This is a genomic window from Vibrio sp. A37 (assembly GCF_059777565.1).
In genome coordinates, this window is the sequence record NZ_JBLNLI010000005.1 from 235,938 (window position 1) to 260,072 (window position 24,135).

21 protein-coding genes and 1 pseudogene are annotated in these 24,135 nt (G+C 41.1%); 9 read left to right on the top strand and 13 right to left on the bottom strand.

Translation table 11 applies throughout. From position 1 onward, the window contains the following. Positions 1–47 precede the first annotated feature (47 nt). The 3 genes from ACM2FC_RS11200 (at position 48) to metF (ending at position 4,789) form a co-directional block, all read left to right on the top strand. On the top strand, positions 48–1,232 hold the full coding sequence (locus tag ACM2FC_RS11200) for an O-succinylhomoserine (thiol)-lyase (protein ID WP_498480988.1): 1,185 nt from the start codon (positions 48–50) through the stop codon (positions 1,230–1,232). A gap of 15 nt (positions 1,233–1,247) precedes the next feature. Next, positions 1,248–3,659: a bifunctional aspartate kinase/homoserine dehydrogenase II gene (locus ACM2FC_RS11205; protein ID WP_498480989.1), complete on the top strand. Its 2,412-nt coding sequence runs from the start codon at positions 1,248–1,250 to the stop codon at positions 3,657–3,659. A 239-nt stretch (positions 3,660–3,898) separates the two neighbouring features. After that, positions 3,899–4,789: a methylenetetrahydrofolate reductase gene (metF, locus tag ACM2FC_RS11210; protein WP_498480990.1), complete on the top strand. Its 891-nt coding sequence runs from the start codon at positions 3,899–3,901 to the stop codon at positions 4,787–4,789. 77 nt (positions 4,790–4,866) lie between these two features. On the opposite strand, the gene zapB is transcribed toward metF, so the two are convergent. Then, positions 4,867–5,109 carry a cell division protein ZapB gene (gene zapB / locus ACM2FC_RS11215; RefSeq protein WP_498480991.1) on the bottom strand — a complete coding sequence of 81 codons (243 nt, stop codon included), beginning with the start codon at positions 5,107–5,109 and terminating at the stop codon, positions 4,867–4,869. Positions 5,110–5,400: 291 nt separating this feature from the next. Here zapB and glpX point away from each other — a divergent pair, with 291 nt between their 5' ends. Both glpX and ACM2FC_RS11225 read left to right on the top strand, forming a co-directional pair. Then, positions 5,401–6,408 (top strand): class II fructose-bisphosphatase, encoded by a 1,008-nt coding sequence (gene glpX / locus ACM2FC_RS11220; RefSeq protein ID WP_498480992.1) that lies wholly within the window; start codon positions 5,401–5,403, stop codon positions 6,406–6,408. A 193-nt stretch (positions 6,409–6,601) separates the two neighbouring features. Next, entirely contained in the window at positions 6,602–7,261 is a 660-nt protein-coding gene (locus tag ACM2FC_RS11225; protein WP_498480993.1) for a YiaD family glycine zipper/OmpA-like lipoprotein, read from the top strand. 59 nt (positions 7,262–7,320) lie between these two features. Here ACM2FC_RS11225 and ACM2FC_RS11230 read toward each other — a convergent pair whose 3' ends face one another. From ACM2FC_RS11230 to ACM2FC_RS11240, 3 genes are all read right to left on the bottom strand, one after another. Then, complete coding sequence (locus ACM2FC_RS11230; RefSeq protein ID WP_498480994.1) at positions 7,321–8,766, bottom strand: ATP-binding cassette domain-containing protein; 1,446 nt, start codon at positions 8,764–8,766, stop codon at positions 7,321–7,323. A gap of 119 nt (positions 8,767–8,885) precedes the next feature. Next, positions 8,886–10,532 carry a chaperonin GroEL gene (gene groL, locus ACM2FC_RS11235; protein WP_498480995.1) on the bottom strand — a complete coding sequence of 549 codons (1,647 nt, stop codon included), beginning with the start codon at positions 10,530–10,532 and terminating at the stop codon, positions 8,886–8,888. A gap of 58 nt (positions 10,533–10,590) precedes the next feature. Then, positions 10,591–10,881 (bottom strand): co-chaperone GroES, encoded by a 291-nt coding sequence (locus ACM2FC_RS11240; protein ID WP_237363242.1) that lies wholly within the window; start codon positions 10,879–10,881, stop codon positions 10,591–10,593. A 266-nt stretch (positions 10,882–11,147) separates the two neighbouring features. Here ACM2FC_RS11240 and ACM2FC_RS11245 point away from each other — a divergent pair, with 266 nt between their 5' ends. Beyond that, positions 11,148–11,768 carry a helix-turn-helix transcriptional regulator gene (locus ACM2FC_RS11245; RefSeq protein WP_498480996.1) on the top strand — a complete coding sequence of 207 codons (621 nt, stop codon included), beginning with the start codon at positions 11,148–11,150 and terminating at the stop codon, positions 11,766–11,768. A 171-nt stretch (positions 11,769–11,939) separates the two neighbouring features. Beyond that, positions 11,940–12,293, top strand: coding sequence for a DUF3135 domain-containing protein (locus ACM2FC_RS11250; RefSeq protein WP_498480998.1), 354 nt, complete (start codon positions 11,940–11,942; stop codon positions 12,291–12,293). Positions 12,294–12,319: 26 nt separating this feature from the next. On the opposite strand, the gene birA is transcribed toward ACM2FC_RS11250, so the two are convergent. Both birA and murB read right to left on the bottom strand, forming a co-directional pair. After that, positions 12,320–13,285, bottom strand: a complete 966-nt coding sequence (gene birA / locus ACM2FC_RS11255; protein ID WP_498480999.1) for a bifunctional biotin--[acetyl-CoA-carboxylase] ligase/biotin operon repressor BirA — start codon at positions 13,283–13,285, stop codon at positions 12,320–12,322. Further along, on the bottom strand, positions 13,282–14,328 hold the full coding sequence (gene murB / locus ACM2FC_RS11260) for a UDP-N-acetylmuramate dehydrogenase (RefSeq protein WP_498481000.1): 1,047 nt from the start codon (positions 14,326–14,328) through the stop codon (positions 13,282–13,284). Before murB ends, birA begins: the two co-directional genes overlap by 4 nt. A 59-nt stretch (positions 14,329–14,387) precedes the next feature. Here murB and ACM2FC_RS11265 point away from each other — a divergent pair, with 59 nt between their 5' ends. Both ACM2FC_RS11265 and pssA read left to right on the top strand, forming a co-directional pair. Then, positions 14,388–14,828: a GNAT family N-acetyltransferase gene (locus tag ACM2FC_RS11265; RefSeq protein ID WP_498481001.1), complete on the top strand. Its 441-nt coding sequence runs from the start codon at positions 14,388–14,390 to the stop codon at positions 14,826–14,828. Positions 14,829–14,939: 111 nt separating this feature from the next. Further along, positions 14,940–16,280, top strand: coding sequence for a CDP-diacylglycerol--serine O-phosphatidyltransferase (pssA, locus tag ACM2FC_RS11270; protein WP_498481002.1), 1,341 nt, complete (start codon positions 14,940–14,942; stop codon positions 16,278–16,280). A 62-nt stretch (positions 16,281–16,342) separates the two neighbouring features. Here pssA and ACM2FC_RS11275 read toward each other — a convergent pair whose 3' ends face one another. The 7 genes and pseudogenes from ACM2FC_RS11275 to ACM2FC_RS11305 all read right to left on the bottom strand — a co-directional run bounded on the left by ACM2FC_RS11275 (position 16,343) and on the right by ACM2FC_RS11305 (position 24,084). After that, entirely contained in the window at positions 16,343–18,289 is a 1,947-nt protein-coding gene (locus ACM2FC_RS11275) for a polysaccharide biosynthesis protein (RefSeq protein ID WP_498481003.1), read from the bottom strand. Positions 18,290–18,333: 44 nt separating this feature from the next. Next, positions 18,334–18,882 carry a sugar transferase gene (locus ACM2FC_RS11280; RefSeq protein WP_498481004.1) on the bottom strand — a complete coding sequence of 183 codons (549 nt, stop codon included), beginning with the start codon at positions 18,880–18,882 and terminating at the stop codon, positions 18,334–18,336. Positions 18,883–18,933: 51 nt separating this feature from the next. Further along, a complete protein-coding gene (locus ACM2FC_RS11285) occupies positions 18,934–20,070 on the bottom strand; it encodes a glycosyltransferase family 4 protein (protein ID WP_498481005.1) in 1,137 nt (378 codons plus the stop codon). A gap of 55 nt (positions 20,071–20,125) precedes the next feature. After that, on the bottom strand, positions 20,126–21,301 hold the full coding sequence (locus tag ACM2FC_RS11290) for a glycosyltransferase (protein ID WP_498481006.1): 1,176 nt from the start codon (positions 21,299–21,301) through the stop codon (positions 20,126–20,128). Next, a complete protein-coding gene (gene asnB, locus ACM2FC_RS11295; protein ID WP_498481007.1) occupies positions 21,294–23,186 on the bottom strand; it encodes an asparagine synthase (glutamine-hydrolyzing) in 1,893 nt (630 codons plus the stop codon). Before asnB ends, ACM2FC_RS11290 begins: the two co-directional genes overlap by 8 nt. A gap of 373 nt (positions 23,187–23,559) precedes the next feature. Then, positions 23,560–23,878 (bottom strand): annotated as a pseudogene (locus ACM2FC_RS11300) (IS3 family transposase); the annotation flags it as partial. Between the two features lie 35 nt (positions 23,879–23,913). After that, positions 23,914–24,084, bottom strand: coding sequence for a transposase (locus ACM2FC_RS11305; protein ID WP_498481008.1), 171 nt, complete (start codon positions 24,082–24,084; stop codon positions 23,914–23,916). Positions 24,085–24,135 lie beyond the last annotated feature (51 nt).

The following is a 24,135-nucleotide window of genomic DNA, read 5'->3' on the forward strand; positions in this document are numbered from 1 at the left end:
CAGATCAAAATCTGTCTAAACACCATCATTTAGGAAGGAAACTGATTATGAGCGCCCGCAAGCCAGCCACTATTGCCGTACGCACTGGTATCGAATCTGATTCGCAGCATCACGCCGTGGTTCCACCGATTTACCTTTCCACGAACTATGGTTTTCCCGCTTTCGGTGACGTGCCTCAATATGACTATACTCGATCGGGCAACCCCAACCGTGGCCTTCTAGAAAAAGCGCTATATGAGCTAGAGTCCGGTAAGGGTGCTGTGGTCACAAATTGCGGTACATCCGCTCTGAATTTATGGGTATCGACATTCCTTTCCCCTGATGATCTCATCGTTGCACCTCATGACTGTTATGGCGGCACTTACCGACTATTTAATACTCGCGCCCGAAAAGGCGACTTTAAAGTACTATTTGTCGACCAATCTGATCAAAAAGCACTGGATGCAGCACTCGCGCAAAAGCCTAAGCTCATTCTCGTTGAAACACCTTCTAACCCCTTAGTGCGCGTCGTTGATATTGCTGAGCTTTGTGAAAAAGCAAAACAAGTTGATGCACTTGTCGCCGTAGACAATACCTTTTTGACACCCGTATTCCAAAAGCCTTTAGACCTTGGCGCTGACTTCGTAATCCACTCAACAACCAAGTTTATCAATGGCCACTCTGACGTCATTGGTGGAGTTGTGATTACCAAATCAGAGCAGCATGCTGAAGAGTTAGCTTGGTGGGGTAACTGTATTGGCGCGACGGGCACCCCATTTGATAGTTACATGACGCTGCGTGGTATCCGTACTCTTCAAGCTCGTATGAGAGTCCATGAAGAAAGTTCAAACAGTATTTTACAGTACCTTCAGTCCCAACCTTTAGTGGGGAAGCTGTATCACCCTAGTCTTCCAGAACATCCAGGGCACGACATCGCCAAGAAGCAGCAGTCAGGTTTTGGATCTATGCTTAGTTTCGAATTCAATGGAAGTTATGAACAGCTAAAACATTTTGTGAGTGAACTGCAATTATTCTCACTGGCTGAATCTCTTGGTGGTGTAGAAAGCTTGATCTGCCACCCGGCTTCCATGACCCATAGGGCAATGGGAGAAGAGGCATTGGAAGAAGCAGGCGTTTCTCATCAACTTCTTCGACTTTCAGTGGGCCTAGAAGATGCACAAGACTTGATAGAAGATCTAAATCAAGCATTCGACAAAGCAAACGAATTGACTAAACAAGCTGAGGCTAAGTAAAAGGAGAAGCCTTCAATGACACATTCTCGTCAACTGCATAAATTTGGTGGTAGCAGTCTAGCCAACGCAGAGTGCTATCAGCGAGTGGTTAAAATTCTCACGCAATACTCAAGTGACAACGATTTAGTTGTTGTTTCTGCGGCAGGGAAAACCACCAATAAGCTCATCGACTTTTTGACCGCTCTGGATAAAGATGGCCGTGTAGCTCACGAGACTCTCCAAGAGATTAAGCAATTCCAAATTCAACTGGTCAGCGAACTAATTAAGGGCAAAGCTCAGGAAGAACTACTTGCTCAACTAAATGAGGAGTTCAGCACGCTCGGAGAACTGCAAATTCCCCTATCAGGCGCGAAAAAAGCAGCGGTGCTCGGGCACGGTGAACTCTGGTCTTCTCGACTGCTCGCTACATTATTATGTCAAAACGACTTACAAGCGATGGCACAAGACTCGCGTGCATTTTTGCGTGCAGAGGCAGGCACTCAGCCTGAAGTCAATCGAGGTACCTCCTACCCGCTTTTGAAAGAAATACTGGCACAAAATACTACCCAGCGAATCGTTATCACTGGGTTTATGGCGCAAGATGATGCTGGGCACACCATTTTACTTGGCCGAAATGGCTCAGATTATTCTGCCACCGTGATTGGTGCGTTGGCAGAAGTAGACCGAGTCACCATATGGAGTGATGTCGCAGGTGTATACAGCGCGGATCCAAGAATCGTCACCGATACTTGCCTACTACCGCTGCTACGTTTAGATGAAACAAGCGAACTAGCTCGACTAGCCGCACCTGTTTTACACAGCCGCACTTTGCAACCTGTCGCGCAAAGCAGTATGGATTTGCACCTACGATGCAGCTACGAACCAGAGTCAGGTTCAACTCATATTGAGCGGGTACTCGCATCTGGACGCGGTGCAAAAATCGTTACATCCCTAGATGAAGTGTTACTGATCAATATTACCTTCTCGTCAGGACACGACTTTGAACGTCAGGAGCAAAAAGTACTCGAAGGTTTAAAGCAAGCACAACTTGAACCGTTAACTTTTGAATCTCAACCTGATCAACATCATTTGAAGCTCGCCTACACCGCTGAAATTGCAAATGGAGCGTTGCGCTACCTGCAAGATGCAGCCATTGAGGGAGAAATAAAACTAAGAGAAGGCTATTCTCTTGTCGCAGCTGTTGGAGCTGGTGTCACCAAAAACCCAAATCATTGTTACGCCTTTTATCAACAACTAAAGGATGCACCTGTTGAATTCGTATCAGAAACGCCTTCTGCATTGAGTTTAGTTGCAGTACTCAGAAAAACGGATACGCCCCCATTAATTAGAGCAATTCACAGTCGTTTATTCCAAGCGCAAAAACGTGTTGCAATTGCCTTATGTGGCAAAGGAAATATTGGCGCGAGTTGGCTTTCATTATTTGATTCTCAAAAAGAAGAGCTCGAGAAAAGACAAGGAATGAACTTTGAGTTGGTCGCTGTCGTCAGTAGCCAGACATTTTGGTTTGATGAATCTGGTATTGATACCAAAACCGTATTAGACAAATTTGATGATGAAGCCGTCGAATATGAAGGAAAAGAGTGGATTGAACGACTTGGTTCCATCCAAGGCTACGACGATGCCGTTGTTCTTGATGTGACTGCCAGTAAAGATCTCGCCAATCGATATCTCGAAATAGCCAAGCAAGGAATGCACCTTATCTCTGCTAATAAAGTGGCTGGCTCGGCATCAAGCCATTATTACCACCAAGTACAAAACGCTTTCGCCAAAATAAACCGTCACTGGCTTTACAATGCGACCGTCGGTGCTGGCCTACCAATCAACTATACCGTCAGAGATCTAAAAGAAAGTGGCGATGAGATTATTGCGTTGTCTGGCATTTTCTCTGGCACCCTTTCTTGGTTATTCCAGCAATACGATGGCTCGGTGCCTTTCTCTGAGTTAGTTGATTTAGCATGGCAACAAGGCTTAACTGAGCCCGACCCTCGCGCTGATCTCGATGGTTCGGACGTAATGCGTAAGTTGGTCATACTGGCCCGAGAAGCTGGCTTATCAATAGAGCCAGAGCAAGTTAAGGTCGAGTCACTGGTTCCAGATGAGTTAAACTCTTTATCTTTGGATGAGTTCTTAGACAAAGGGCAGATTCTCAGCGAACGGTTACAAGAACGATTAGAAAAAGCTCAGCAGGAAGGCAAGGTGCTTCGTTACGTAGCTCGGCTAGATAAAGATGGAAGTGCGTCTGTTGGTGTAGAAGCCCTCTACAAAGAACATGCACTAGCCAATCTACTGCCTTGTGACAATATTTTTGCCATTGAAAGCAAGTGGTATAAAGATAATCCACTGGTCATTAAAGGTCCTGGGGCTGGCCGCGATGTCACTGCGGGTGCGATACAATCCGATCTCAACAGGCTTGCAAGCCTCATTTAAAACATCTCATTATGGTCAGATTTTTCTGGCCATTTTTTGTTCTGTTACATCCTTGCCTTTGAATTACTTAGCAATCGTTATATAACTTTAAGTTGAAGCTCGCTCACTTTGATCATGAGTAAAATTCATGTTGGGGCTATTGACAGTAAATCGTATTCAATTCATTCTATGGACATATAGACGTCCAAACGTAAAAACAGCTAAAGAATCGTGGTGAAATGAGCCGCAGGGAGATGAACATGGGATATACACACGCTAGCCATATCGACGCTTTAAATCAAAACATTGCTGAGCTATCGGACAATATTAATGTCTCATTTGAATTTTTCCCGCCTAGCTCTGAGAAGATGGAGCAAACGCTTTGGAACTCTGTCCACCGACTAAAAACACTCCAGCCAAAGTTTGTCTCGGTTACTTACGGAGCTAACTCTGGTGAACGCGACCGCACTCACTCCATTATCAAAGAAATTAAAGATCAAACGGGATTGATTGCTGCGCCTCACCTTACTTGTATCGACGCGACGAAAGACGAACTTGTCCAGATAGCTGACGACTATTGGAAAAATGGCATCAAAAGCATTGTTGCTCTGCGTGGCGATATCCCGCCGGGTGGTGGCAAGCCAGAAATGTACGCTTCAGATTTAGTCGAGCTGCTAAAATCACGTCATGATTTTGATATCTCAGTTGCAGCATTTCCCGAGGTTCATCCAGAAGCAAAAAGTGCCCAAGCTGATTTGCTCAACCTAAAGCGCAAAGTAGAAGCTGGCGCGAACCGAGCGATAACGCAGTTTTTCTTCGACGTTGAGAGCTACCTGCGCTTTCGCGATCGCTGTGTTGCCGCTGGGATTGACGTTGAAATTGTTCCAGGGATATTGCCGGTATCCAACTTTAAACAAGCGTCAAAATTTGCCGCGCAGAATAACGTTAAAGTACCAGGCTGGATGGCGAAGCAATTTGAAGGACTGGATGATGACCCAACCACCAGACAGCTTGTTGGAGCGAGTCAAGCCATCGATATGGTTCGAGTACTCAGCAGAGAAGGCGTGAAAGATTTTCACTTCTATACTTTGAATCGTGCTGAAATGACCTATGCGTTATGCCACACATTAGGTGTGCGACCACAGATTTAAGTGAGCTATAAAGCTCACTAAAAAACGCCAGTTTATCTACTGGCGTTTTTTAATTAATAGCAAGCAAAAAGAATAAATTACTCGACTTCTTCCATCTTACCAAGAAGGTTACGAATTCGCTCTTGCCAAGCCGCATGTTCTTGCTGCATTTGCTCAGTTCTGCGTTCTAGCTCTTCACGGCTTTCTTTCAATTCATAGGCTTCATTTGCCAACTGCTCTTTTTGTCCTTTTAGCTCTTCTACTTCCATTTGTAAAAGTGCGATTGTATCAACTGCAGTTTGAATTTTTGCTTCTAATTGTTCCAGTACTTCAAAAGACATTTTTGCCTACCTTGTGTATTAATCCTATACTGCCATTCTACTCAGCTAGTGCAACAGAAACACCATCTATCTTTGATTTTTCCGCTATTCGCTCAAAAAAAACACTTAAATTTATCATTAATTTATTAATCAACATTATGAACAACCAATATTGCCATAGAGGTGAATACTCAATATCGATAAATTGCTCAAGATCAAGCCGCTAACAATGAATAGCAAACGTTTACTTTGGCTTGTGTTACTATCTCGACAAAGTTTTTCCCTTGTAAAAATATTCAATTTGGAGTCTTCATGAAACGCGACTTAGCGATGGCATTTTCACGAGTTACAGAAGGAGCTGCGCTTGCTGGCTATAAATGGCTTGGACGTGGCGATAAAAACGCAGCGGATGGGGCTGCTGTTGAAGTCATGCGCAGCTTACTGAATCAAACGGATATCAGCGGTGAGATTGTCATTGGTGAAGGTGAGATTGACGATGCCCCAATGCTTTACATTGGAGAACAAGTTGGCTTAGGTGGTGATGCCGTCGATATTGCCGTCGATCCAATTGAAGGTACGAGAATGACTGCAATGGGTCAATCCAATGCACTCGCAGTCCTAGCGGCTGGAGAAAAAGGTAGCTTTTTAAGAGCACCTGATATGTATATGGAAAAATTGGTTGTTGGACCGGGGGCAAAAGGCTGCATCGATCTAAATAAACCAGTTAAAGAGAACTTGCAAAATATTGCTGATGCGCTAGGAAAATCGCTTGATACCCTCGTGGTGATTACTCTGGCTAAGCCGCGTCATGATGAAGTCATCGCGGAAATGCAGGCTATGGGCGTACGTGTTTTCGCTGTGCCTGATGGTGATGTTGCCGCTTCCATTCTAACCTGCATGCCAGACAGTGAAGTCGATGTCATGTATTGCACTGGCGGTGCCCCTGAAGGGGTTGTTTCAGCAGCAGTGATTCGCGCACTAGATGGTGATATGCAAGGACGTTTATTGGCTCGCCATGATGTAAAAGGCGATACCAAAGAGAATCGCCAGTTTGGCGAAGAAGAGCTTAAACGCTGCGCTGAAATGGGCGTTGAGGCGAATAAAGTATTAAAGCTCGAAGAGATGGCACGCAGCGACAACGTTATCTTTTCCGCAACGGGTATCACCAAAGGTGATTTACTGGACGGCATTAGCCGTCAAGGTAACATCGCCACAACCGAAACACTTTTAGTGCGAGGACGGTGCCGCACTATTCGTCGCATTAAGTCAATTCATTATTTAGAGCGTAAAGACGCGGAAGTACGAAAGATTATTTTATAATTAAATCCATAAGCTTAAAACTTTATTGGAAGAGAGGGAGCACTGGGTGCTCCTTTTTTACAGCTAATTTTTACATATTTTTTACACTTGAGCTTTGCAAAAAATTTAATTTAGGTAGGATATACCCAGACAATTTGGTCATGAGGCCGAATTTCAAAAAGTCACAGTTAAATGGACTACGAGATACAATCTTATGAAAATTAACAAGAAACTGACAGCACTTGCTATCGCTGGAACCGTTGCTCTATCTGGTTGTACAACCATCAACCCTTATACTGGTGAACAGCAAACGTCATCTGCCGCTAAGGGTTCCGCAATTGGTGCAATCGGTGGTGCTGTACTAGGCGCAGCAACCAGCAGCAACAAAGGCAAAGGTGCCCTTATTGGTGCGCTTGGTGGCGCTGCTGTCGGCGGTGGTATTGGCTATTACATGGACGTGCAAGAAGCCAAACTAAGACAACAACTAAAAGGCACTGGTGTCAGTGTTACTCGTAATGGGAACAACATTACACTTAACATGCCAAATGCCATCACCTTTGCAGTAAACAGCAGCGATCTTAAACCTGGTGCTGATAAAGTATTGAGCAGCGTGGTTCTTGTTGTTAAAGAATACGAGAAAACGCGTATTAATATTTTGGGTTACACAGATAACACTGGCTCAGCTAGCTACAACAAGCTACTTTCCGACAAACGTGCTAATGCTGTAGGTGGATATTTCCTATCTCATGGTGTGAAATATGCTCGCTTGAATCAGCAGGGTATGGGCGAAGCTAACCCTATTGCGAGCAACAAAACAGAGGCCGGTCGAGCGGAAAACCGCCGTGTTGAAATTGTTCTAACTCCGATGTCATAAGTTGCCACAAAATAGTTTTGAAGAGTCGCTAAACGCGACTCTTTTCATTTTTGCTAGCCCTACTTTCCTTGCTTTATCGAAACTGTATAACCGCTTTCACTACTTATAAACTCCACAAAGTTATTTATCGCATCTAATGCTTCATCTTCGTAATGTGTCACATACAATATTTGGCTCAGATTGGTTTGCGCAATTTTATTCAATACAAAATACACCAACTTTCTGCTGATGTAATCTAGCCCTTGATAGGGTTCATCCAATATCAGTAAATCTGGCTGTTTGATAAGCGCTCGGCCTATCAGCAGGAGTCGCTGCTGGCCATATTCTAGCGAGCGAAAGCTTACCTTTTCGAACTCACGCATTTCTAGGACATCTAACCATCGATATGCAAGCTGCAGCTGCTTTTTGCTTGGTTGATCGTATAAACCAATTGAATCAAAGAAACCTGATAACAAGACATCAAGTGCATTGCAACCTACTCGGTACTGTAAATGCAGCGCTGAAGAAACAATGCCTATCTGGCGTTTTATATCCCAAATACTTTCACCGCTGCCGCGCTTCATGCCAAGCACCGTAATGTCATTGCTGTAACTTTGCGGGTGATCGCCAGTGATTAAGCCAAGTAGCGTACTTTTTCCACAACCATTCGGGCCTTTGATTTGCCAGTGCTCACCACTTTTTACTTGCCAATTTAAACCATCGAAAATATCTCTATCAACATAACCAACTTTAACGTTGTTCATCTCTAACAGAGCATCGCGATTTTGGTGCTTTTCACTTTGAGATTCTATGAGACTCAACATCACCTCAGCTTTTTGCTCAGAAAGAGCCTTAATCTGGCTTTTAACCGGGTGTGACACCCATTCAGAGCGAGTCATGCTTGCTGTCATAGATTCATGATCGAACAACGCAATATGACTAATACAACTAGGCAGTTCATCTTCACGCGTACTAATAACGATCAATTGAATTTCATTAGATAGCTTGTCCAAAAGAGCTGTAAGTTGCTGGCGGTGAGAGACATCCATACCCGCATAGGGTTCATCAAGAATAAGCAACTTAGGCTTCTTAGCGAGTGCCATTGCCAGCATGACTCGACGTGTTTCTCCCGTTGAAAGTTGTCTAAAGCCAGATTGACGAAGAGATGATAAATCAGTTAAAGCAATAATCTCTTCTAACTCGGTTTTAGAACACCCCTCTTGCTTAATTAAGTTTTCGACAGAAGAGCCATAATCAATGTAATCGAGAAAGTCAGTATCTTCTTTGGCAAGCTCTTCATCCAACAAAACTTGCTGCATAGATAATGAAACACAGGCCACTGGTGAAGGAACATCAGCAATGGTGCCATGTGTAGGCTTAGCCTCACCTAAAATCAATTGACAAATAATAGACGCACTATGACTTTGGGAAGCAAATATTCCCCAATGCTGCCCTGATTCAATTTTCCAATCTTTTATTTTTAGCTGAGTCGTAAGACTCTTATATTTAAGTTGTTGTATTCGCATTTTTACTTACCCTTTTCAACTGAAAACGTTTGTTATCGACAAATCTTATCGTTATGAAAAAGAAAAACGGAGGCATAAAGCCTCCGTTCTTTATTACACAGGGGAGTATATGGGGATGATTACATCATGCCGCCCATGCCACCCATTCCACCCATACCGCCCATATCAGGCATTGCTGGCGCGTCTTTTTGTGGTAGGTCAGTAACCATTGCTTCTGTAGTGATCATTAGACCAGCGATAGAAGCTGCAAACTGAAGTGCAGAACGAGTTACTTTAGTTGGATCTAGGATACCCATTGCGATCATGTCGCCGTACTCGCCAGTTGCTGCGTTGTAGCCATAGCTACCTTCACCACCGCGAACGTTGTTAGCAACAACAGACTCTTCGTCACCAGCGTTGCTAGTGATTTGGCGGATTGGCGCTTCCATTGCACGTAGTGCAACGCGGATACCAACGTTTTGCTCTTCATTGTCACCTTCAAGAGAGGTTAGCTTAGAAGCTGCACGGATTAGTGCAACACCGCCACCAGCAACCACACCTTCTTCAACTGCAGCGCGAGTTGCGTGAAGTGCGTCTTCTACGCGGTCTTTCTTCTCTTTCATTTCAACTTCAGTTGCAGCGCCTACTTTGATTACCGCTACGCCGCCAGCTAGTTTAGCTACACGCTCTTGAAGTTTTTCTTTGTCGTAATCTGAAGTTGCTTCTTCAGCTTGTTGACGGATTTGCGCAACACGGCCTTGGATAGCCACTTCTTCACCGATACCATCGATGATAGTCGTGTTTTCTTTAGTGATGTTAACGCGCTTAGCTTGACCTAGATCTTCTAGAGTCACTTTCTCAAGCTCAAGACCGATCTCTTCAGAGATAACTGTACCAGCTGTTAGAACCGCGATGTCTTGTAGCATTGCTTTACGACGGTCACCGAAGCCAGGCGCTTTAACAGCAGCCACTTTAACGATACCACGCATGTTGTTCACAACTAGTGTTGCTAGTGCTTCACCTTCAACATCTTCAGCAATGATAAGTAGAGGGCGAGATGCTTTAGCAACAGCTTCTAGAGTTGGAAGTAGCTCACGAATGTTCGATACTTTCTTGTCGATTAGAAGAATGAATGGGTTTTCTAGATCAACTGAACCTGCGTCTTGGTTGTTGATGAAGTATGGAGATAGATAACCGCGGTCGAACTGCATACCTTCAACAACGTCTAGCTCGTCTTGAAGTGCTTGACCTTCTTCAACTGTGATAACACCGTCGCGGCCTACTTTTTCCATTGCTTCTGCAATGATGTTACCAACGCTTTCGTCAGAGTTTGCTGAGATAGTACCAACTTGAGCGATAGCTTTAGAGTCTGCACAATCAACAGAAAGACCTTTTAGCTCTTCAACTGCAGCCGTTACCGCTTTGTCGATACCACGCTTAAGATCCATTGGGTTCATACCAGCAGCAACCGCTTTTAGACCTTCGTTTACGATAGATTGTGCAAGAACAGTCGCGGTAGTTGTACCGTCACCCGCAGCATCGTTTGCTTGAGATGCCACTTCTTTAACCATTTGTGCGCCCATGTTTTGAAACTTGTCTTCAAGTTCAATTTCACGTGCAACAGAAACACCATCTTTAGTGATAGTTGGAGCGCCAAATGATTTGTCTAGAACTACGTTACGACCTTTAGGACCAAGCGTTACTTTTACTGCATCAGCTAGAACGTTCACACCCTCTAGCATTTTAACTCGTGCGTCGTTACCAAATTTAACGTCTTTAGCAGCCATCTTTTATTTCCTTTCTTAATTCGGTTTTAATATATCATTTTAGAATCAGAGCAAAAAATTACTCAACGATCGCCATGATGTCGTTTTCAGACATGATTAGAACTTCTTTGCCATCGATTTTTTCTGTTTTAGTCGCATAGCCTTCAGAGAAAATTACTGTATCGCCAACTTTTACATCTAATGGCTGAACTTCACCGTTTTCTAGGATGCGGCCTTTACCCACAGCTAGAATAGTGCCGCGTGTAGATTTTTCCGCAGCAGAACCTGTTAGAACAATGCCACCTGCTGACTTTGATTCAACTTCTTGGCGTTCAACAATAACACGATCATGTAATGGACGAATGTTCATCTGTCGTCTCTCCTGAAAATTTCCATGTAGTTTGATTAAATGCTCTCGTACCAAGACAACCTCGATACAGCGGCTTGTGAAACATATGTGGGGGGTATTTCTGCCGATCCCAAGGGGGGTAGTGAAAAAATTTGTGATTTGATTAACGTAATTTATTTTGCCGATTCACTTTTCTCCTATCGCCTAACGGATCAATCAAAGGACATTGTAAATACTTTGCTTTATTTATCTGATCCGACATAATAAATACGTATACGAGGAGAAAGATGAAAGCAGTCGACAGGATTTTACAAACCATCAAAACTAATGGTGCCGTGACAGCCAAGCAGCTTGCTGATGAGCTACAAATGACCACAATGGGCGCAAGGCAGCACCTACAAGGGCTAGAAGATGATGGCATTTTGGAATTCCACGATATTAAAGCCAAAGTCGGTCGCCCTACTCGCCACTGGTCACTCACCTCGAAAGGGCATGCGCAGTTTACTGACCGGCACGGTGAACTTACTATACAAATGCTTGATGCTGTAGAGCACGTATTTGGCCAAGAAGGCTTGCAAAAGGTCGTATCTGAGCGCGAAAGCCAAACTTTCCAGCAATACGAGCAAGAGCTAATGCCTTGCAAAACCCTTCAGGAAAAATTAGACAAATTAGTTCAATTACGAGAACAAGATGGTTACATGGCCGAACTGCTAAAAACAGAACAAGGCTATTCATTAGTTGAAAACCACTGCCCTATTTGTCGCGCAGCTACTCGCTGCCCAAAACTCTGCCAGTCAGAACTCAATGTTTTTCAAAAACTTTTAGGTGATTCCTTTCAGGTGTCTCGTTCCGAGCACATCATTCAAGGGCAGCGACGCTGCACTTACGATATAAAACCAACCTCATAACAACTTTTCTCAATTGTGAGAAAAATATTTCATCAGCTAATTTTTACGTTCTCCTTTGCGTAGACTTTTTATACAGTCAGTCGTAACCCAAAAGTTGTTAGTGTTCACATTTAGGGTGTAATTCTGCGACTTGCTGGGTTTGCTAAATTGACTCAATGGGAAGGAATTAGTATGGGCGTTTCAACAAACAACCAAATCCTACCTTCATTTGATGAGATGGTGGAACTTGCGAAAGAAGATCCACAAGCATTTAATCAGTTTAAAAAGGACATGTGTGAAGAGATGATTCTCTCCGCATCAGAATCTATGCAAGGTAGATTACGCGCTCAGCAAAGTCATATCGACCGAGTAGTGAGCAGATGCAAAAATCCAAATCATACAAATGTGGTATTAATGAGAGAGCTCTCTCAGCAAATGTATCGATTCCAAGAGGTCTTGGATGGTGATGCCAATAGCACGCAACAGCAAGCAGAAGTCATCCCTTTTGACTCTAGGTCTAAAGATGATGTAAATGAAGAAAGTTAATGCTTTGTTAGCGATCTGAAGGCGCGCTATTCGCTATTTCGCAAAGAGATTTCACCACCAATGAAACTTTGCACCCCTTGGGGGGTATCCAGCAATATCGCGCCTTGCTCATTGATACCTTGAGCAGTTCCTTTAATGGTCTTCGAACCCATGATTAGCTTCACTTTTCGACCTAAATAATTATCCAGACGATTCCATCGCTCGACAAATTGGCTCATTCCATGTGACTCATAATCCTCTAGCGTATTATGTAAGGTTCTGATGATTTCGATCGCAAGCTTATTTCTATCTATAGGTGTTTCCACTGCCTTGCTTAGACTTGTCCATGGCTGAGTAATACCATCTATGGTGTCATCCATTGATAAGTTCATGCCGACACCGATAACAAGGTTAGCAGCACCACCTGCTTGACCAGACATCTCCACTAAAATTCCTGCCAATTTTTTATCATCGTGGTACAAATCATTCGGCCACTTTAGCTTTACCCCATCAACACCAAGCTGCTCTAAAGCTTCTGCCAACGCAATGCCAACGACTAAGCTCAACCCCATCGCAGCTGCCATACCTGCTTCTAATTGCCAGAACATAGAGAGGTATATATTCGAGCCAAACGGTGATATCCATTCTCGACCTCGTCTCCCTCGACCTTTAGACTGATACTCAGCAATACAAACAAAGCCAGAATCGAGTTGAGTCGCATTGTCCAAAATATACTGATTTGTTGATTCAATGACTGGAATGAGAGCAAAAGGCGTTTCAACGTTGGCACTTAACGCTTTTTCGTCAATTAACTGCATGGGGCTGGCTAACTGGTAACCTTTACCTTGTACGCGAAAGATATCGACACCCCATTCTTGTATTCCTTGAATGTGCTTGCTGACTGCTGCTCTGGAAATACCTAGCTTTTCACCTAAGTCCTCACCAGAAAAAAATCCACCTTGAGAAAGCATCTTAAGCAGAGCAAGCTTTACCGTATGAGGCTGATTCTTCATAGCTTAGCGTCCAATAATTGCGTCAAACTCGTCTCACCTTGTCTACCAATAAATCTCACTTCATGTTCTAACTCTACGTTAAACTTATCTAACACACTTTGTCTCACATGTGCTGCCAGCTCAACAACATCATTGGAGGTAGCATTATCTAGATTGATAAGTACTAACGCTTGCTTTTCATGAACCTGAGCACCTCGCACTTTATGTCCTTTCAAGCCGCATTGATCAATAAGCCACCCAGCAGCCAGTTTCATACCTATATCAGTTGGAAAAGCAACTAAATTCGGAAATTGTTTACGTAACTGCTCAAAATCTGATTGGGAGACAATTGGGTTTTTAAAAAAGCTTCCTGCATTACCAACTAGGTTAGGATCGGGAAGTTTATGAGAACGTACTTCGCATACTTTATGATAAATCGCTTCTGCGGTTATTTTAGGGCCAGCTAGTTCCTGCAAAGGACCATATTCGATGTTTGCAACCCAGTTCTTTGAGAGTTTTAAGCCAATAGCGACGATGACAGACTTTTGGTATAAGTCGTGTTTGAATATCGAGTCTCGATAACCAAACTGACACATCTCGTTAGAAAGTCGTTTGACTTCCATGCTCTCAAGACACAGATAATCAACGTATTCGCATACATCACAGAACTCTACACCATAAGCTCCAATATTTTGGATCGGGGCACTCCCGACACAGCCGGGGATCATGGCTAGATTTTCTAGGCCACTAATGCCACGTTTCACTGACCACTCCACAAGAGATGGCCAATCCTCTCCAGCATTAATATGTAGTGCCCACTCAGAAGTAGTTTCTTTCACTTCTATACCAAGCATGCGGTTGGCGATAACTATTCCTTCAAATGGTTCAACAAATAGTACGTTACTACCTTTGCCCAGCATGAATTTGGGAAGCTCACTCCACGCTTTCTTCTGAAATGTACTTTTTAAGTCTTCGAACGACTCTACTTCTATGATGTATTGGCTTGTTTGCGGTATTGAAAAGGTATGATACGGAGCGAGATCAGCGTTGGTGTGTATTTGCATGTGTGTCAATCTGTCGTCTAAACTGCACTCATTCTACATCAAACAACGCCAAAGTGAGAATGAGCAAACTGCATATTGAACTGTTCGATCCTATTAAACTGCCTTTAGTCACTAAGTTGTACAAGGCGTACTACCCTTCAGGCAAAGCAAAAAAAAATGAAAAGACGATTGTTGGATATTTGAACAAACAAATAGTGGCAGTTGCGCGGCTAAGATTTATCGAGCCCTACCGACTACTTACAGGCATGCTTGTGGTACCAGAGTACCGAGGCAATGGTTACGCCAACCAGCTAATAGAATATTTACAACAACATGAATTAAAAGAAAAAGATTATTGCTTTGCTTTGCCCGCCCTAAAACAGTTTTATACATCTAAAGGGTTTAAAGCGATTAGCCCTGAGCAGCTTCCTAACATATTGGAACAGTTATATTGTCGCTACACTAACTGTGGTAAAGCTCTCATCCCGATGCAATATATAGACAATCAATCAGAATGTTAGCTGCTTTGCTATTACTTGTGTCGCCAACTTTGCTATTATGCTTGGCTCACTGCTCAGGTTTTGCGTACCTTTGTAGTTTGAACCGTCCACTTTCGAGGTAAACCATCCTATATGATGACCAAAAGGAATTTATTCGCTCAGCTTCCTACTCTTGCTGTCGATCCTGAACATTTTGAAACTCTCTATGCAGCGAAAGACTATAGAGAACGTTTAATCAAATCGATTCGAGAAGCACGCGAAAGAATTTACCTAGTAGCCTTATATCTGGAAGATGACGAAGCTGGCAGGGAGATTTTGTCTGAGCTTTATGAGGCGAAGCAAAAAAATCCAAAACTTGATGTTTCTGTATGTGTTGACTGGCATCGCGCTCAGCGAGGCTTAATTGGTGTAGAAGCTAAAAAAACCAACGCATGCATGTATAAAGACTTTGCAACTAAGTATGAGCATCAAGTACCTGTGTATGGTATTCCGGTTCGTGGACGAGAAGTGTTTGGCGTTCTTCATCTTAAAGGCTCAATCATTGACGATGATGTGATATACACGGGTGCAAGCTTAAATAATATCTACCTCAATTTTAAAGATAGGTACCGTTTCGATCGCTATCACGTCATCCATCACCCAGAATTGGCGACTAGTATGGTGAGCTTTATTCGTGAACAGATGATAAATCACCCTGCGGTCAATAATCTAAATTGCCCACACAAGCCGAAAACCAAAGAAATAAAAAACGATATCCGCCAATTTAGGGCAACATTAGCGAAGTCTGCCTATCAGTTTTCGCCACAGAGTGTTACGTCGAATCAGGTTGCAGTAACACCTTTAATTGGAGTAGGTAAAAAGCGCAATAAGCTTAATCAAGGTATCAATCACCTGATCAGTCAAGCTAAAGAAGAGCTGTTCATCTGCACACCTTATTTCAACTTTCCGCGCAGTGTTGCAAAGGAAGTCAAAAAGGCTCTCAAAAGAGGTGTGAAAGTGGACATTGTGGTGGGGGATAAAACGGCAAATGATTTCTACATTCCACCGACAGAGAGCTTTAAAACCATCGGCGGCCTACCATATATGTATGAGATGAACCTACGTCAGTTCGCAAAAACAAACGAAGCCAAGATTGCAAGTAGACAACTATCAATCCACTTGTGGAAACACGACGATAATAGCTTTCATCTAAAAGGTACATGGGTTGATAAACGTTATATGCTAATAACTGGTAATAACTTAAATCCAAGAGCATGGAAATTAGATCTGGAGAACGCTTTGTTCATCCAAGATCATAATAATCATTTAACTAAACAGTTTGAAAAAGAAGCTGACAACATTTTGAGCCATACTGAACTTATCTGTACCTACAAGCAGTTAGAGAAGGTTGAGAACTACCCTTCAGAAGTGCAGAAGTTGATTCGTAAAGTAACTAGAGTTAAAGCTGATAGAGTTTTAAAGCAGATTTTGTAAGCTTGTAAGTAACTCGGCCCATGCTAAGTACGATGGGCTAAGAGAAAGCATCGAAAAAGTCGTTAATGGATAATCTTATTTTTATCTGCACTCTCTCGAAGTCTATTCCAGACAAGATCGCCAATTTCATCACTAGGTGAAAAGTCCGTTGGCGCCCCCAATAGCAGGTCTCTAATCAAGTCTTGATCGTAATTATGGCAAGCAGAGTCCAGCTTCTCTAGAAACTCTTCATACTGTTTCAATTCTAAAAAACGCTCATTTGCAGTCATGATTCTTGGATGAGCAGTAGTTTCCACATTATCCCCTATTAATAACTCTTCGAATAGCTTCTCTCCGGGCCTTAAACCCGAGTACTTTATTTCAATATCACCATAAGGGTTGTCATCATCTTTAACCTCTAGTCCAGATAACTGAACAAGGTTTACTGCTAGATCGCTAATCTTGACAGGCTCTCCCATATCAAGCACAAACACATCACCACCTTTAGCCATCGCTCCAGCCTGTATAACTAACTGAGCGGCCTCTGGAATTGTCATAAAATAACGAATAATATCAGGATGGGTTACAGTAATCGGCCCACCTTCTTCAATTTGTTTTTTAAACAGGGGAATCACAGAGCCAGAAGAACCTAACACATTACCGAAGCGTACCATTGAAAAACAAGTAGTTGGTTGATCATCTGAGCTTCGCACTAGACTATCAGATAAAGCTTGAAGGCCTAACTCAGCAACTCTCTTCGTCGTACCCATCACATTAGTTGGCCTTACCGCCTTATCTGTAGATATAAGAACAAAAGATTCTACTTTAGCTTCGATGGCAGATTTAGCTGTGTAATAGGTACCAAAAACGTTGTTTCTTACACCTTCAACAACATTATACTCAACCAGTGGAACGTGTTTGTACGCAGCCGCATGATAGACAGTCTGTACCCCAAAGCTCTTCATTGATGTCGACAATCTATGAGCCCTTTGTACCGAGCCCAACAGAGGTACTAGCTCTACGGAAAGGTTGGTATCTGATACCAGTATTGATGATAGCTCTCTATCAACCTTATAGAGAGCGAACTCTGATAGTTCAAATAATATTAAAGTTTTAGGTTGTAACTTTATAATCTGTCTACATAGTTCAGAGCCAATAGAACCACCGGCTCCAGTGACCATAACAACTTTGTCCTTGATGTTTTTTTCCATTAAGGACTGTTGAGGTTCAACGCTATCTCGACCCAACAAGTCTTCTATCTCTACATCTTTTAGTTCATCAATCTTTGCTTTACCTGCAATAATATCTTTCATATCAGGTATGGTAAGAACTTCCGCTGGCAAGTGAACTAATGAATCAATGATCTGTTTTCTTCGAGCTCTAGAAGCACTCGGCACAGCAAGCAAAACCTGTTGAACATTATGTTTTTCTGTTAATTCTTTTGTCTTACTCGCAGTGCTGACTGTTAACCCCATAATTACGTTGTTACGTAAAGTCTTATCGTTATCAATAAAGCCAATAACTTTATGAGTATCAGAATTTTTCAGAGCTAAAGCTAGTTGACGACCGGCCGCTCCGGCCCCATAAATCAAAACCTTCTTACGGCTTTTACCAGTAACCTCAGCGACCAGCACACGTACAATCAGCCTAGAACCACCACATAGTATGCATAAAAAAGCCCCATAAATAATAGGTACGGAGCGGGGAATTGATGCATCAAAATAGAAAGCAAGAGCGGAAATAGAAAGTGCAGAAATAACAGTGCCCAAACTTACAACAGCTAATGCATGAAATGTGAGATATCTAAGAATAGCACGGTACAAACCAAGTTTTGCAAAAACAAAAAGCGTAACGGCCACTGTAACCACAATAACGTAGTGATTTGTTGAGTCATCAAAATTATTTATATGTCCAACCCGAACCCAATAAGCAGCATAGAATGAAAACAAGATAAAGAATGTATCAATAAGGATGCTTATTAAACGTTTGTTTAAACGAGAAAGGTTCCATATAAAGTTTAGTTTATCCATAAAAAGCTCTTGGTAGAGGCAACTGAGAAATCCATTCATCAACTTTATTTAACTGCATCTCCAGCACCTTTTCCCATAATAGTCGCTAGAATGTATTGAAAGTATTTTTTAACAGTTAATGTATCGACCATTTCTTTGTCTACTTTAGCTAGTAACTTCGGCGTTGACATATCGATATTTTGGATTTGTGCTAACCCCGTGATGCCAGGCAACACACTATATACACCTAATGTTTCCCGTTCCTTCATAAGCTCTTCTTGACTAAGCAAGTTAGGCCTAGGACCCACCAAACTCATCTCGCCCTTTAAGACGTTTATCAATTGAGGGAGTTCATCAATTTTTGTTGCGCGCAAAAACACACCAAGTCTAGTAACAGAAGCCTTACTGGTCAAATGACTCGGTAATGACTCGGTTGTTCTATCCATAGTTCGAAACTTTACTAAACTAAACGGTAGTTTGTTTCTACCCACTCGTGTTTGAATAAATATTGGAGAGCCTGTGTCAAAAAAACCGATAACGGTAATTAACAACAGTAATGGGGAGAGCAATAATACACCAAAGAATGAAATTAATATATCCAACAGCCTAATCATAGGTTTACACCAAAACTTAGAGTAATAGACAACTTAAAGTAAACACAATACCTACTCTAGCAATAAGCCATTATAAACGTCCATATGCTTTTGAACAACAGACTCTATATCGAATTGTTGTTCAGCTAGTTTTCTGGCTTCAACTCCCATTTTTTTACGCAGCGTAACATCATATATTAAAGTCCTGAGAGCTTCGACAAGAGCATCCGTATCTCTGATTGGAATTAGAATACCTGACGACCCAGGAACAATAGTATCTTTACAACCCGGGTTATCAGTAGTGACTATAGCCCGCCCACAAGCTGCGGCTTCGAGCAACACTTTGGGTACACCTTCACCATAGTAGGAAGGTAGCGTAACAATATTCACTTCAGAAAATAGCTGTGGTATATCGTTGCAATGTCCAATACAAATTACATTGCCCTCTTCACTCCACTCTCTAAAATCAGACTCTGATACCGAGTTTGGGCTCTCTTTATCCGGTACTCCAGCTAAAATAAACTCCAAGTGTTTATTCTCTGACTTCAAAACCTTAGCCGCCTCGACAAACTCATGGACACCTTTTTGCTTTAAAAGCCGACAAGCCATAGCTACTTTAATAACTTCTCCTTCGGGTTCAGGCTTACTTTGATAACGTTTTAAATCAACTCCTGACCCTCTAATTAAAACTTTTTCACCATCTTGTAAGCTAGATATAGAAGTTAATATTTCATCATCAACATTATTCTGAAATATTACCTTCTTATTTTTTTCGAAGAGTGCAATTCGATAGAGCATTATCGGTATCTGTCTAAGTAGAGAAACCTTCATTGAGTTTTCAGAAAAAATATACCCCAAACCAGAAATGGCGAAAACGGATTTAGGCTTATTTTTAAATAACTTCAACATAAGACCAACATATATTACAGGTTTAATAGTGACTGAGTGCACAATATCTGGTCTAATACTTTTAATGACAGAGTAAACTTTTCGAAGAGTAAATAGTTCATTAAAAAAGCCAATACCACCTCGGGAAAAGTTTATATCATGAACTTTAATACCATACCTCTTCAATTCATTAAATCGACCAGTATCAGAGCATGCTAAGTGAACTTCATATCCCTCTGAAATGGCTCTCTGTGCAATAGGTAAACGATGGGAAATAAAAAACCAGTCTACATTCACAACAAATAATATTTTTTTCTTCATAGCTTAATTTTAAATAATGTAATATCGAAAAAACAAATAAAAATAGGTATATTGGCTAATCTAACCGAAGGATATTTTTGTAACTAGAAATAATCTTTTCACTTCTAAAGTCTGACACTCTCGACATCAGTTTTCGTTTATACTCAACATAAGCATCTTCATCCATATAAAACTCTATAGCTTTGGCTATACCGACTAAGTCTCGCTCGGCAACCAAAAGCCCATAATCTGCTATTTCAAGATCTTCTTCAAGGTAAGAATCGAAGATAGACCTGTTTGGGTCCAAGATTTCTCTAGGGCCAGTACGGCAATCCGTAGATACCACGGGGACTTCACAACACATAGCTTCCAATAAAGAGTTAGGAAACCCTTCACTAGATGAAGTTGACACATAAAGATAGCTATTTGCTAGAAAGTAAAATGGGTTCTTTACTTTTCCTAAAAAGTGAACTTTACTTGAAAGGTTCAAAAACTCTACTTGTCTCTCAACTGTACGTCTTTCTTTTCCGTCTCCTAAAAAAATGACCTCAAGCTCGGAAAACTTACTGCTAATAAGCTGAAAAGCATTTACCAAATCAATTTGTCTTTTATCCTTATGAAACCTTCCTGAACATATTATATACTTCTTACTCTTATCAAAATTAAAGCTAAAGTTTGCAGGCTTAACTTTAGATAACTCGACAATATGCTTAATGTTAATTGGGTTATTTATTACTACAGATTTAGTTTTAAACTTAAATTTCTCTATATATTCATATTCCATCGCCTTCGCTTTGAAAATGAGCAAGTCAGCATATTGATATAACCTTTGAATAGGAAGCAGATTTAAACGTTTAAAAAAACCTTTATTCTCGTATTTTGCAGAACAAGATACAGTACTAACTAACTGAACTTCGTGCTTAGCACCAAATAACTTAGACAGCACATTAATATAGTTAGATCTAAACAGGTGACTTTGTACTAATTCAACATCATTATTTTTTATGTACCTACTTAACTTAAAAGCTAGGATTGGAAATATTATTATCTTATGTATCACTCCTTTCCGTGCACATTGAGACAAAAAAGTTACAGGAATAGACTTGTCCACATGATAAAAGACATCCCTCTCTAAGCACAACAACTCCACTTGATAACCCTGCTCTGATAACGAAGTTGCAACCGAGACGAGCACTCGCTCTGCACCACCGGAAGTCAAAGAGTTGATTAAAAAAGCGACCTTCTTACTCATCTTTCATCCATTGCTCAAACCACTTTTCAAACATCAATAAAAACCATATTTTATGCGGGTTGACACCTTTCCCTTTATAATAATTATCCCGAAGCATTATAACCTCGTCTGCATTCAACAAATTCTCGCTCTTAATCCGTTCATAATCTAAATAAAAATAGACCTCTTTCTTAAGCTTGCCATTTAACCACTTGTCTATCGGGACGGAAAACCCACGCTTCTTCTGCTGTAGATATTTTTCGGGTACATATTTATGTACAATCTTTTTTAATAAGTACTTTTGAACATTTCCTTTATAAAGCGTCTTATGTGATAGCTTTCCTACATACTCGACAATCCTGTGGTCTAATAGGGGCTCTCGCGCTTCAATTGATTGACTCATACTAGCGCGATCGACTTTCTGCAAAATATCATCTGGCAAATAAGATTTGAAGTCAAAATGTTGCATGGATTTTATACTAATAGATCCTACTTCGTATTCGACACCAACCAATCTTTTAGTTTCACAGGGTAAAAAGTATTTATTTACGTTCTTATAAAGATCAACAATACTATTGTTCTGAATAAAGAGAAAAAACTTCAAAATTTTACTTATAGTATTTTTTGACTTATATTTTTTCGGAAGAAAAGAAAGAAGCCTATATAAAAACCTATCATCTAAAAATTTAAAATTAAAATATTTTAGCCAGAAAAATCTTTTATGTAGAGCCATTAACCTCGAAGTATTTATGTATTTACCATAGCCATAAAACGTCTCATCTCCGCCATCTCCTGACAACACAACTTTCACATGCTCTCTAGCAAGCTTAGAGACTGCTAATGTAGGAATTGCTGAACTGTCACCAAATGGTTCGTCATATATCGTCGTTATATGAGGCAAAATGTCCAGCAAATCATCCTCTGAGATATATAGTTCTCTATGCTCAGTCCCAAGATAATTCGCTATCTCTTTGGCATGCTCAGCCTCATTATACCTGTCATCATTAAACCCAATAGTAAAAGTCCTAATCTTTTCAGAGCTATGTTTTTGTAAGATAGAAGCTACCGATACTGAGTCATAACCGCCACTCAAAAACACACCTACTGGAACATCTGACACTAAACGTTGCTTGTATGAATCTACTAGCAATCTCTCCAACTCCTCGATAACCACGTTTTCGGTTGGCTCATTCTCCCAATGACCAAAACAATCTGAGACATTCCAATAACTGCTTATATCAATTTCGAAGCTATCAAGGCTATATTTTAAATAGCAACCTGGCTCCAACTTATATGTATTTTTAAATATAGTTTTCGGTGCATTAATATATCCGTACTGAAAGTATAAAGCTAAAGATTCTTTATCAATCTCCTTGTTTGAATGAAATGTTTTATGAGTATGAAAAGCTTTAATTTCTGAGGAAAAAATAAATAACCCGGAGTCTATGTAGTAAAATAATGGTTTAACCCCAAACCGATCTCTTACTATAACTAATTCATTTTCTTTCTTATCATAAATACAAAAAGAAAACATACCAATAAACTTATCAACAGATTTTATTCCCCACTCTTGATAACTGTAAAGAACAACTTCAGTATCAGAACTAGAAACAAAATTATAACCTAGGAGTTCTAGCTCACTTCTAATTGATTTAAAGTTGTAAATTTCACCGTTAAATACGATTGCATATTCACCACACACACTGTCCATTGGTTGCTTGCCATGATGGCTCAAATCCTGAATAGATAGCCTCTTATGAGCCAGTCCCAGTGAAAATTCAACATTATCTTCATAAAAAAGTCCTGAATCATCTGGACCACGATGATTCAAGGTTTCAATCATATCTTCTAAATTTTGTCTAGATGTTGTGCCTTTTACATCTATAAAACCAACCAAACCACACATTAATTAAACTCTATATCTTCCAGCTTTACACAACTAGAGGGCTTAACTTTTCAAAACAATGACAATACTATTTTTAGTAGTATTGAATCTACGGCTTGTTTCTGAAGTTACAATTATAGTCAAAGGTATGTCGAGTTAGTGAGAAAACCGAGATTGGATGCAATGCTCACTATAATACCTATGCCAGATGGACAAATAGTATACGCTAATATCATCACGAAGCTAATTGATTTTAGGATATATTATAGTGCCTAGAAAAGAAAGAATGCCCTGTTGTCATACTCAACAATCTCTATGTTTCACAACCAAAACTAACTTATCAAAAGGAACAACACCGCTTGATGTGGTCTGTTCAGCTAGATTGAACACTTCGCTAAGCGACATTTTTTAGCTCAAAGTTAACTGGGCTTAGATACCCAAGAGCACTGTGCCTTCGCGTCCGATTATAATCAACCTCAATGTACTAAAAAATCGTTTGACACACCTCGTCTCTAGTCATCATTGGCTCGTATTGGAGCGCCTTCAACTTTCATTAAATGGATGGAGCTTTCCACACAAACGCTGCCCCAACAGTTCCCTTTTCCACTAAAACTTTTCGTTAAATTATAAAAACTTATGAAATATCGATAGTCGCTCTAACAGTAATGGCTACCTCTATCACAGTGAACGATAACTTGCTCAGCCAATTGCCTGTTGAGCTGGCTACTTCGGCTGCTAACTCTTGTTCTTAATGACTGGGATTGAAGTTTATCTTCGCAGTCTTGCGCCAACCGTAGATCTGAGATTCATATAAAGAGAGTAGTCTTGCTGCTGAAGCAGCTTCCACTTGTTCGGCCAATATCAGCGCTTCTACTTTAAATTCAGGGGAATGGATAATACGTTTCTTATTGTTTGTCATGGTTCACCTTGTTAGTGATTGTACTCATTTAACTCAGTGTCCAAAACTAGT

What these genes read in the sequence shown, in the direction of transcription:
- ACM2FC_RS11200 (WP_498480988.1), top strand. Translation starts at nt 48, where the DNA reads ATGAGCGCCCGCAAGCCAGCCACTATTGCCGTACGCACTGGTATCGAA.
- ACM2FC_RS11205 (WP_498480989.1), top strand. Translation starts at nt 1,248, where the DNA reads ATGACACATTCTCGTCAACTGCATAAATTTGGTGGTAGCAGTCTAGCC.
- metF (WP_498480990.1), top strand. Translation starts at nt 3,899, where the DNA reads ATGGGATATACACACGCTAGCCATATCGACGCTTTAAATCAAAACATT.
- zapB (WP_498480991.1), bottom strand. Translation starts at nt 5,109, where the DNA reads ATGTCTTTTGAAGTACTGGAACAATTAGAAGCAAAAATTCAAACTGCA.
- glpX (WP_498480992.1), top strand. Translation starts at nt 5,401, where the DNA reads ATGAAACGCGACTTAGCGATGGCATTTTCACGAGTTACAGAAGGAGCT.
- ACM2FC_RS11225 (WP_498480993.1), top strand. Translation starts at nt 6,602, where the DNA reads ATGAAAATTAACAAGAAACTGACAGCACTTGCTATCGCTGGAACCGTT.
- ACM2FC_RS11230 (WP_498480994.1), bottom strand. Translation starts at nt 8,766, where the DNA reads ATGCGAATACAACAACTTAAATATAAGAGTCTTACGACTCAGCTAAAA.
- groL (WP_498480995.1), bottom strand. Translation starts at nt 10,532, where the DNA reads ATGGCTGCTAAAGACGTTAAATTTGGTAACGACGCACGAGTTAAAATG.
- ACM2FC_RS11240 (WP_237363242.1), bottom strand. Translation starts at nt 10,881, where the DNA reads ATGAACATTCGTCCATTACATGATCGTGTTATTGTTGAACGCCAAGAA.
- ACM2FC_RS11245 (WP_498480996.1), top strand. Translation starts at nt 11,148, where the DNA reads ATGAAAGCAGTCGACAGGATTTTACAAACCATCAAAACTAATGGTGCC.
- ACM2FC_RS11250 (WP_498480998.1), top strand. Translation starts at nt 11,940, where the DNA reads ATGGGCGTTTCAACAAACAACCAAATCCTACCTTCATTTGATGAGATG.
- birA (WP_498480999.1), bottom strand. Translation starts at nt 13,285, where the DNA reads ATGAAGAATCAGCCTCATACGGTAAAGCTTGCTCTGCTTAAGATGCTT.
- murB (WP_498481000.1), bottom strand. Translation starts at nt 14,328, where the DNA reads ATGCAAATACACACCAACGCTGATCTCGCTCCGTATCATACCTTTTCA.
- ACM2FC_RS11265 (WP_498481001.1), top strand. Translation starts at nt 14,388, where the DNA reads ATGAGCAAACTGCATATTGAACTGTTCGATCCTATTAAACTGCCTTTA.
- pssA (WP_498481002.1), top strand. Translation starts at nt 14,940, where the DNA reads ATGATGACCAAAAGGAATTTATTCGCTCAGCTTCCTACTCTTGCTGTC.
- ACM2FC_RS11275 (WP_498481003.1), bottom strand. Translation starts at nt 18,289, where the DNA reads ATGGATAAACTAAACTTTATATGGAACCTTTCTCGTTTAAACAAACGT.
- ACM2FC_RS11280 (WP_498481004.1), bottom strand. Translation starts at nt 18,882, where the DNA reads ATGATTAGGCTGTTGGATATATTAATTTCATTCTTTGGTGTATTATTG.
- ACM2FC_RS11285 (WP_498481005.1), bottom strand. Translation starts at nt 20,070, where the DNA reads ATGAAGAAAAAAATATTATTTGTTGTGAATGTAGACTGGTTTTTTATT.
- ACM2FC_RS11290 (WP_498481006.1), bottom strand. Translation starts at nt 21,301, where the DNA reads ATGAGTAAGAAGGTCGCTTTTTTAATCAACTCTTTGACTTCCGGTGGT.
- asnB (WP_498481007.1), bottom strand. Translation starts at nt 23,186, where the DNA reads ATGTGTGGTTTGGTTGGTTTTATAGATGTAAAAGGCACAACATCTAGA.
- ACM2FC_RS11305 (WP_498481008.1), bottom strand. Translation starts at nt 24,084, where the DNA reads ATGACAAACAATAAGAAACGTATTATCCATTCCCCTGAATTTAAAGTA.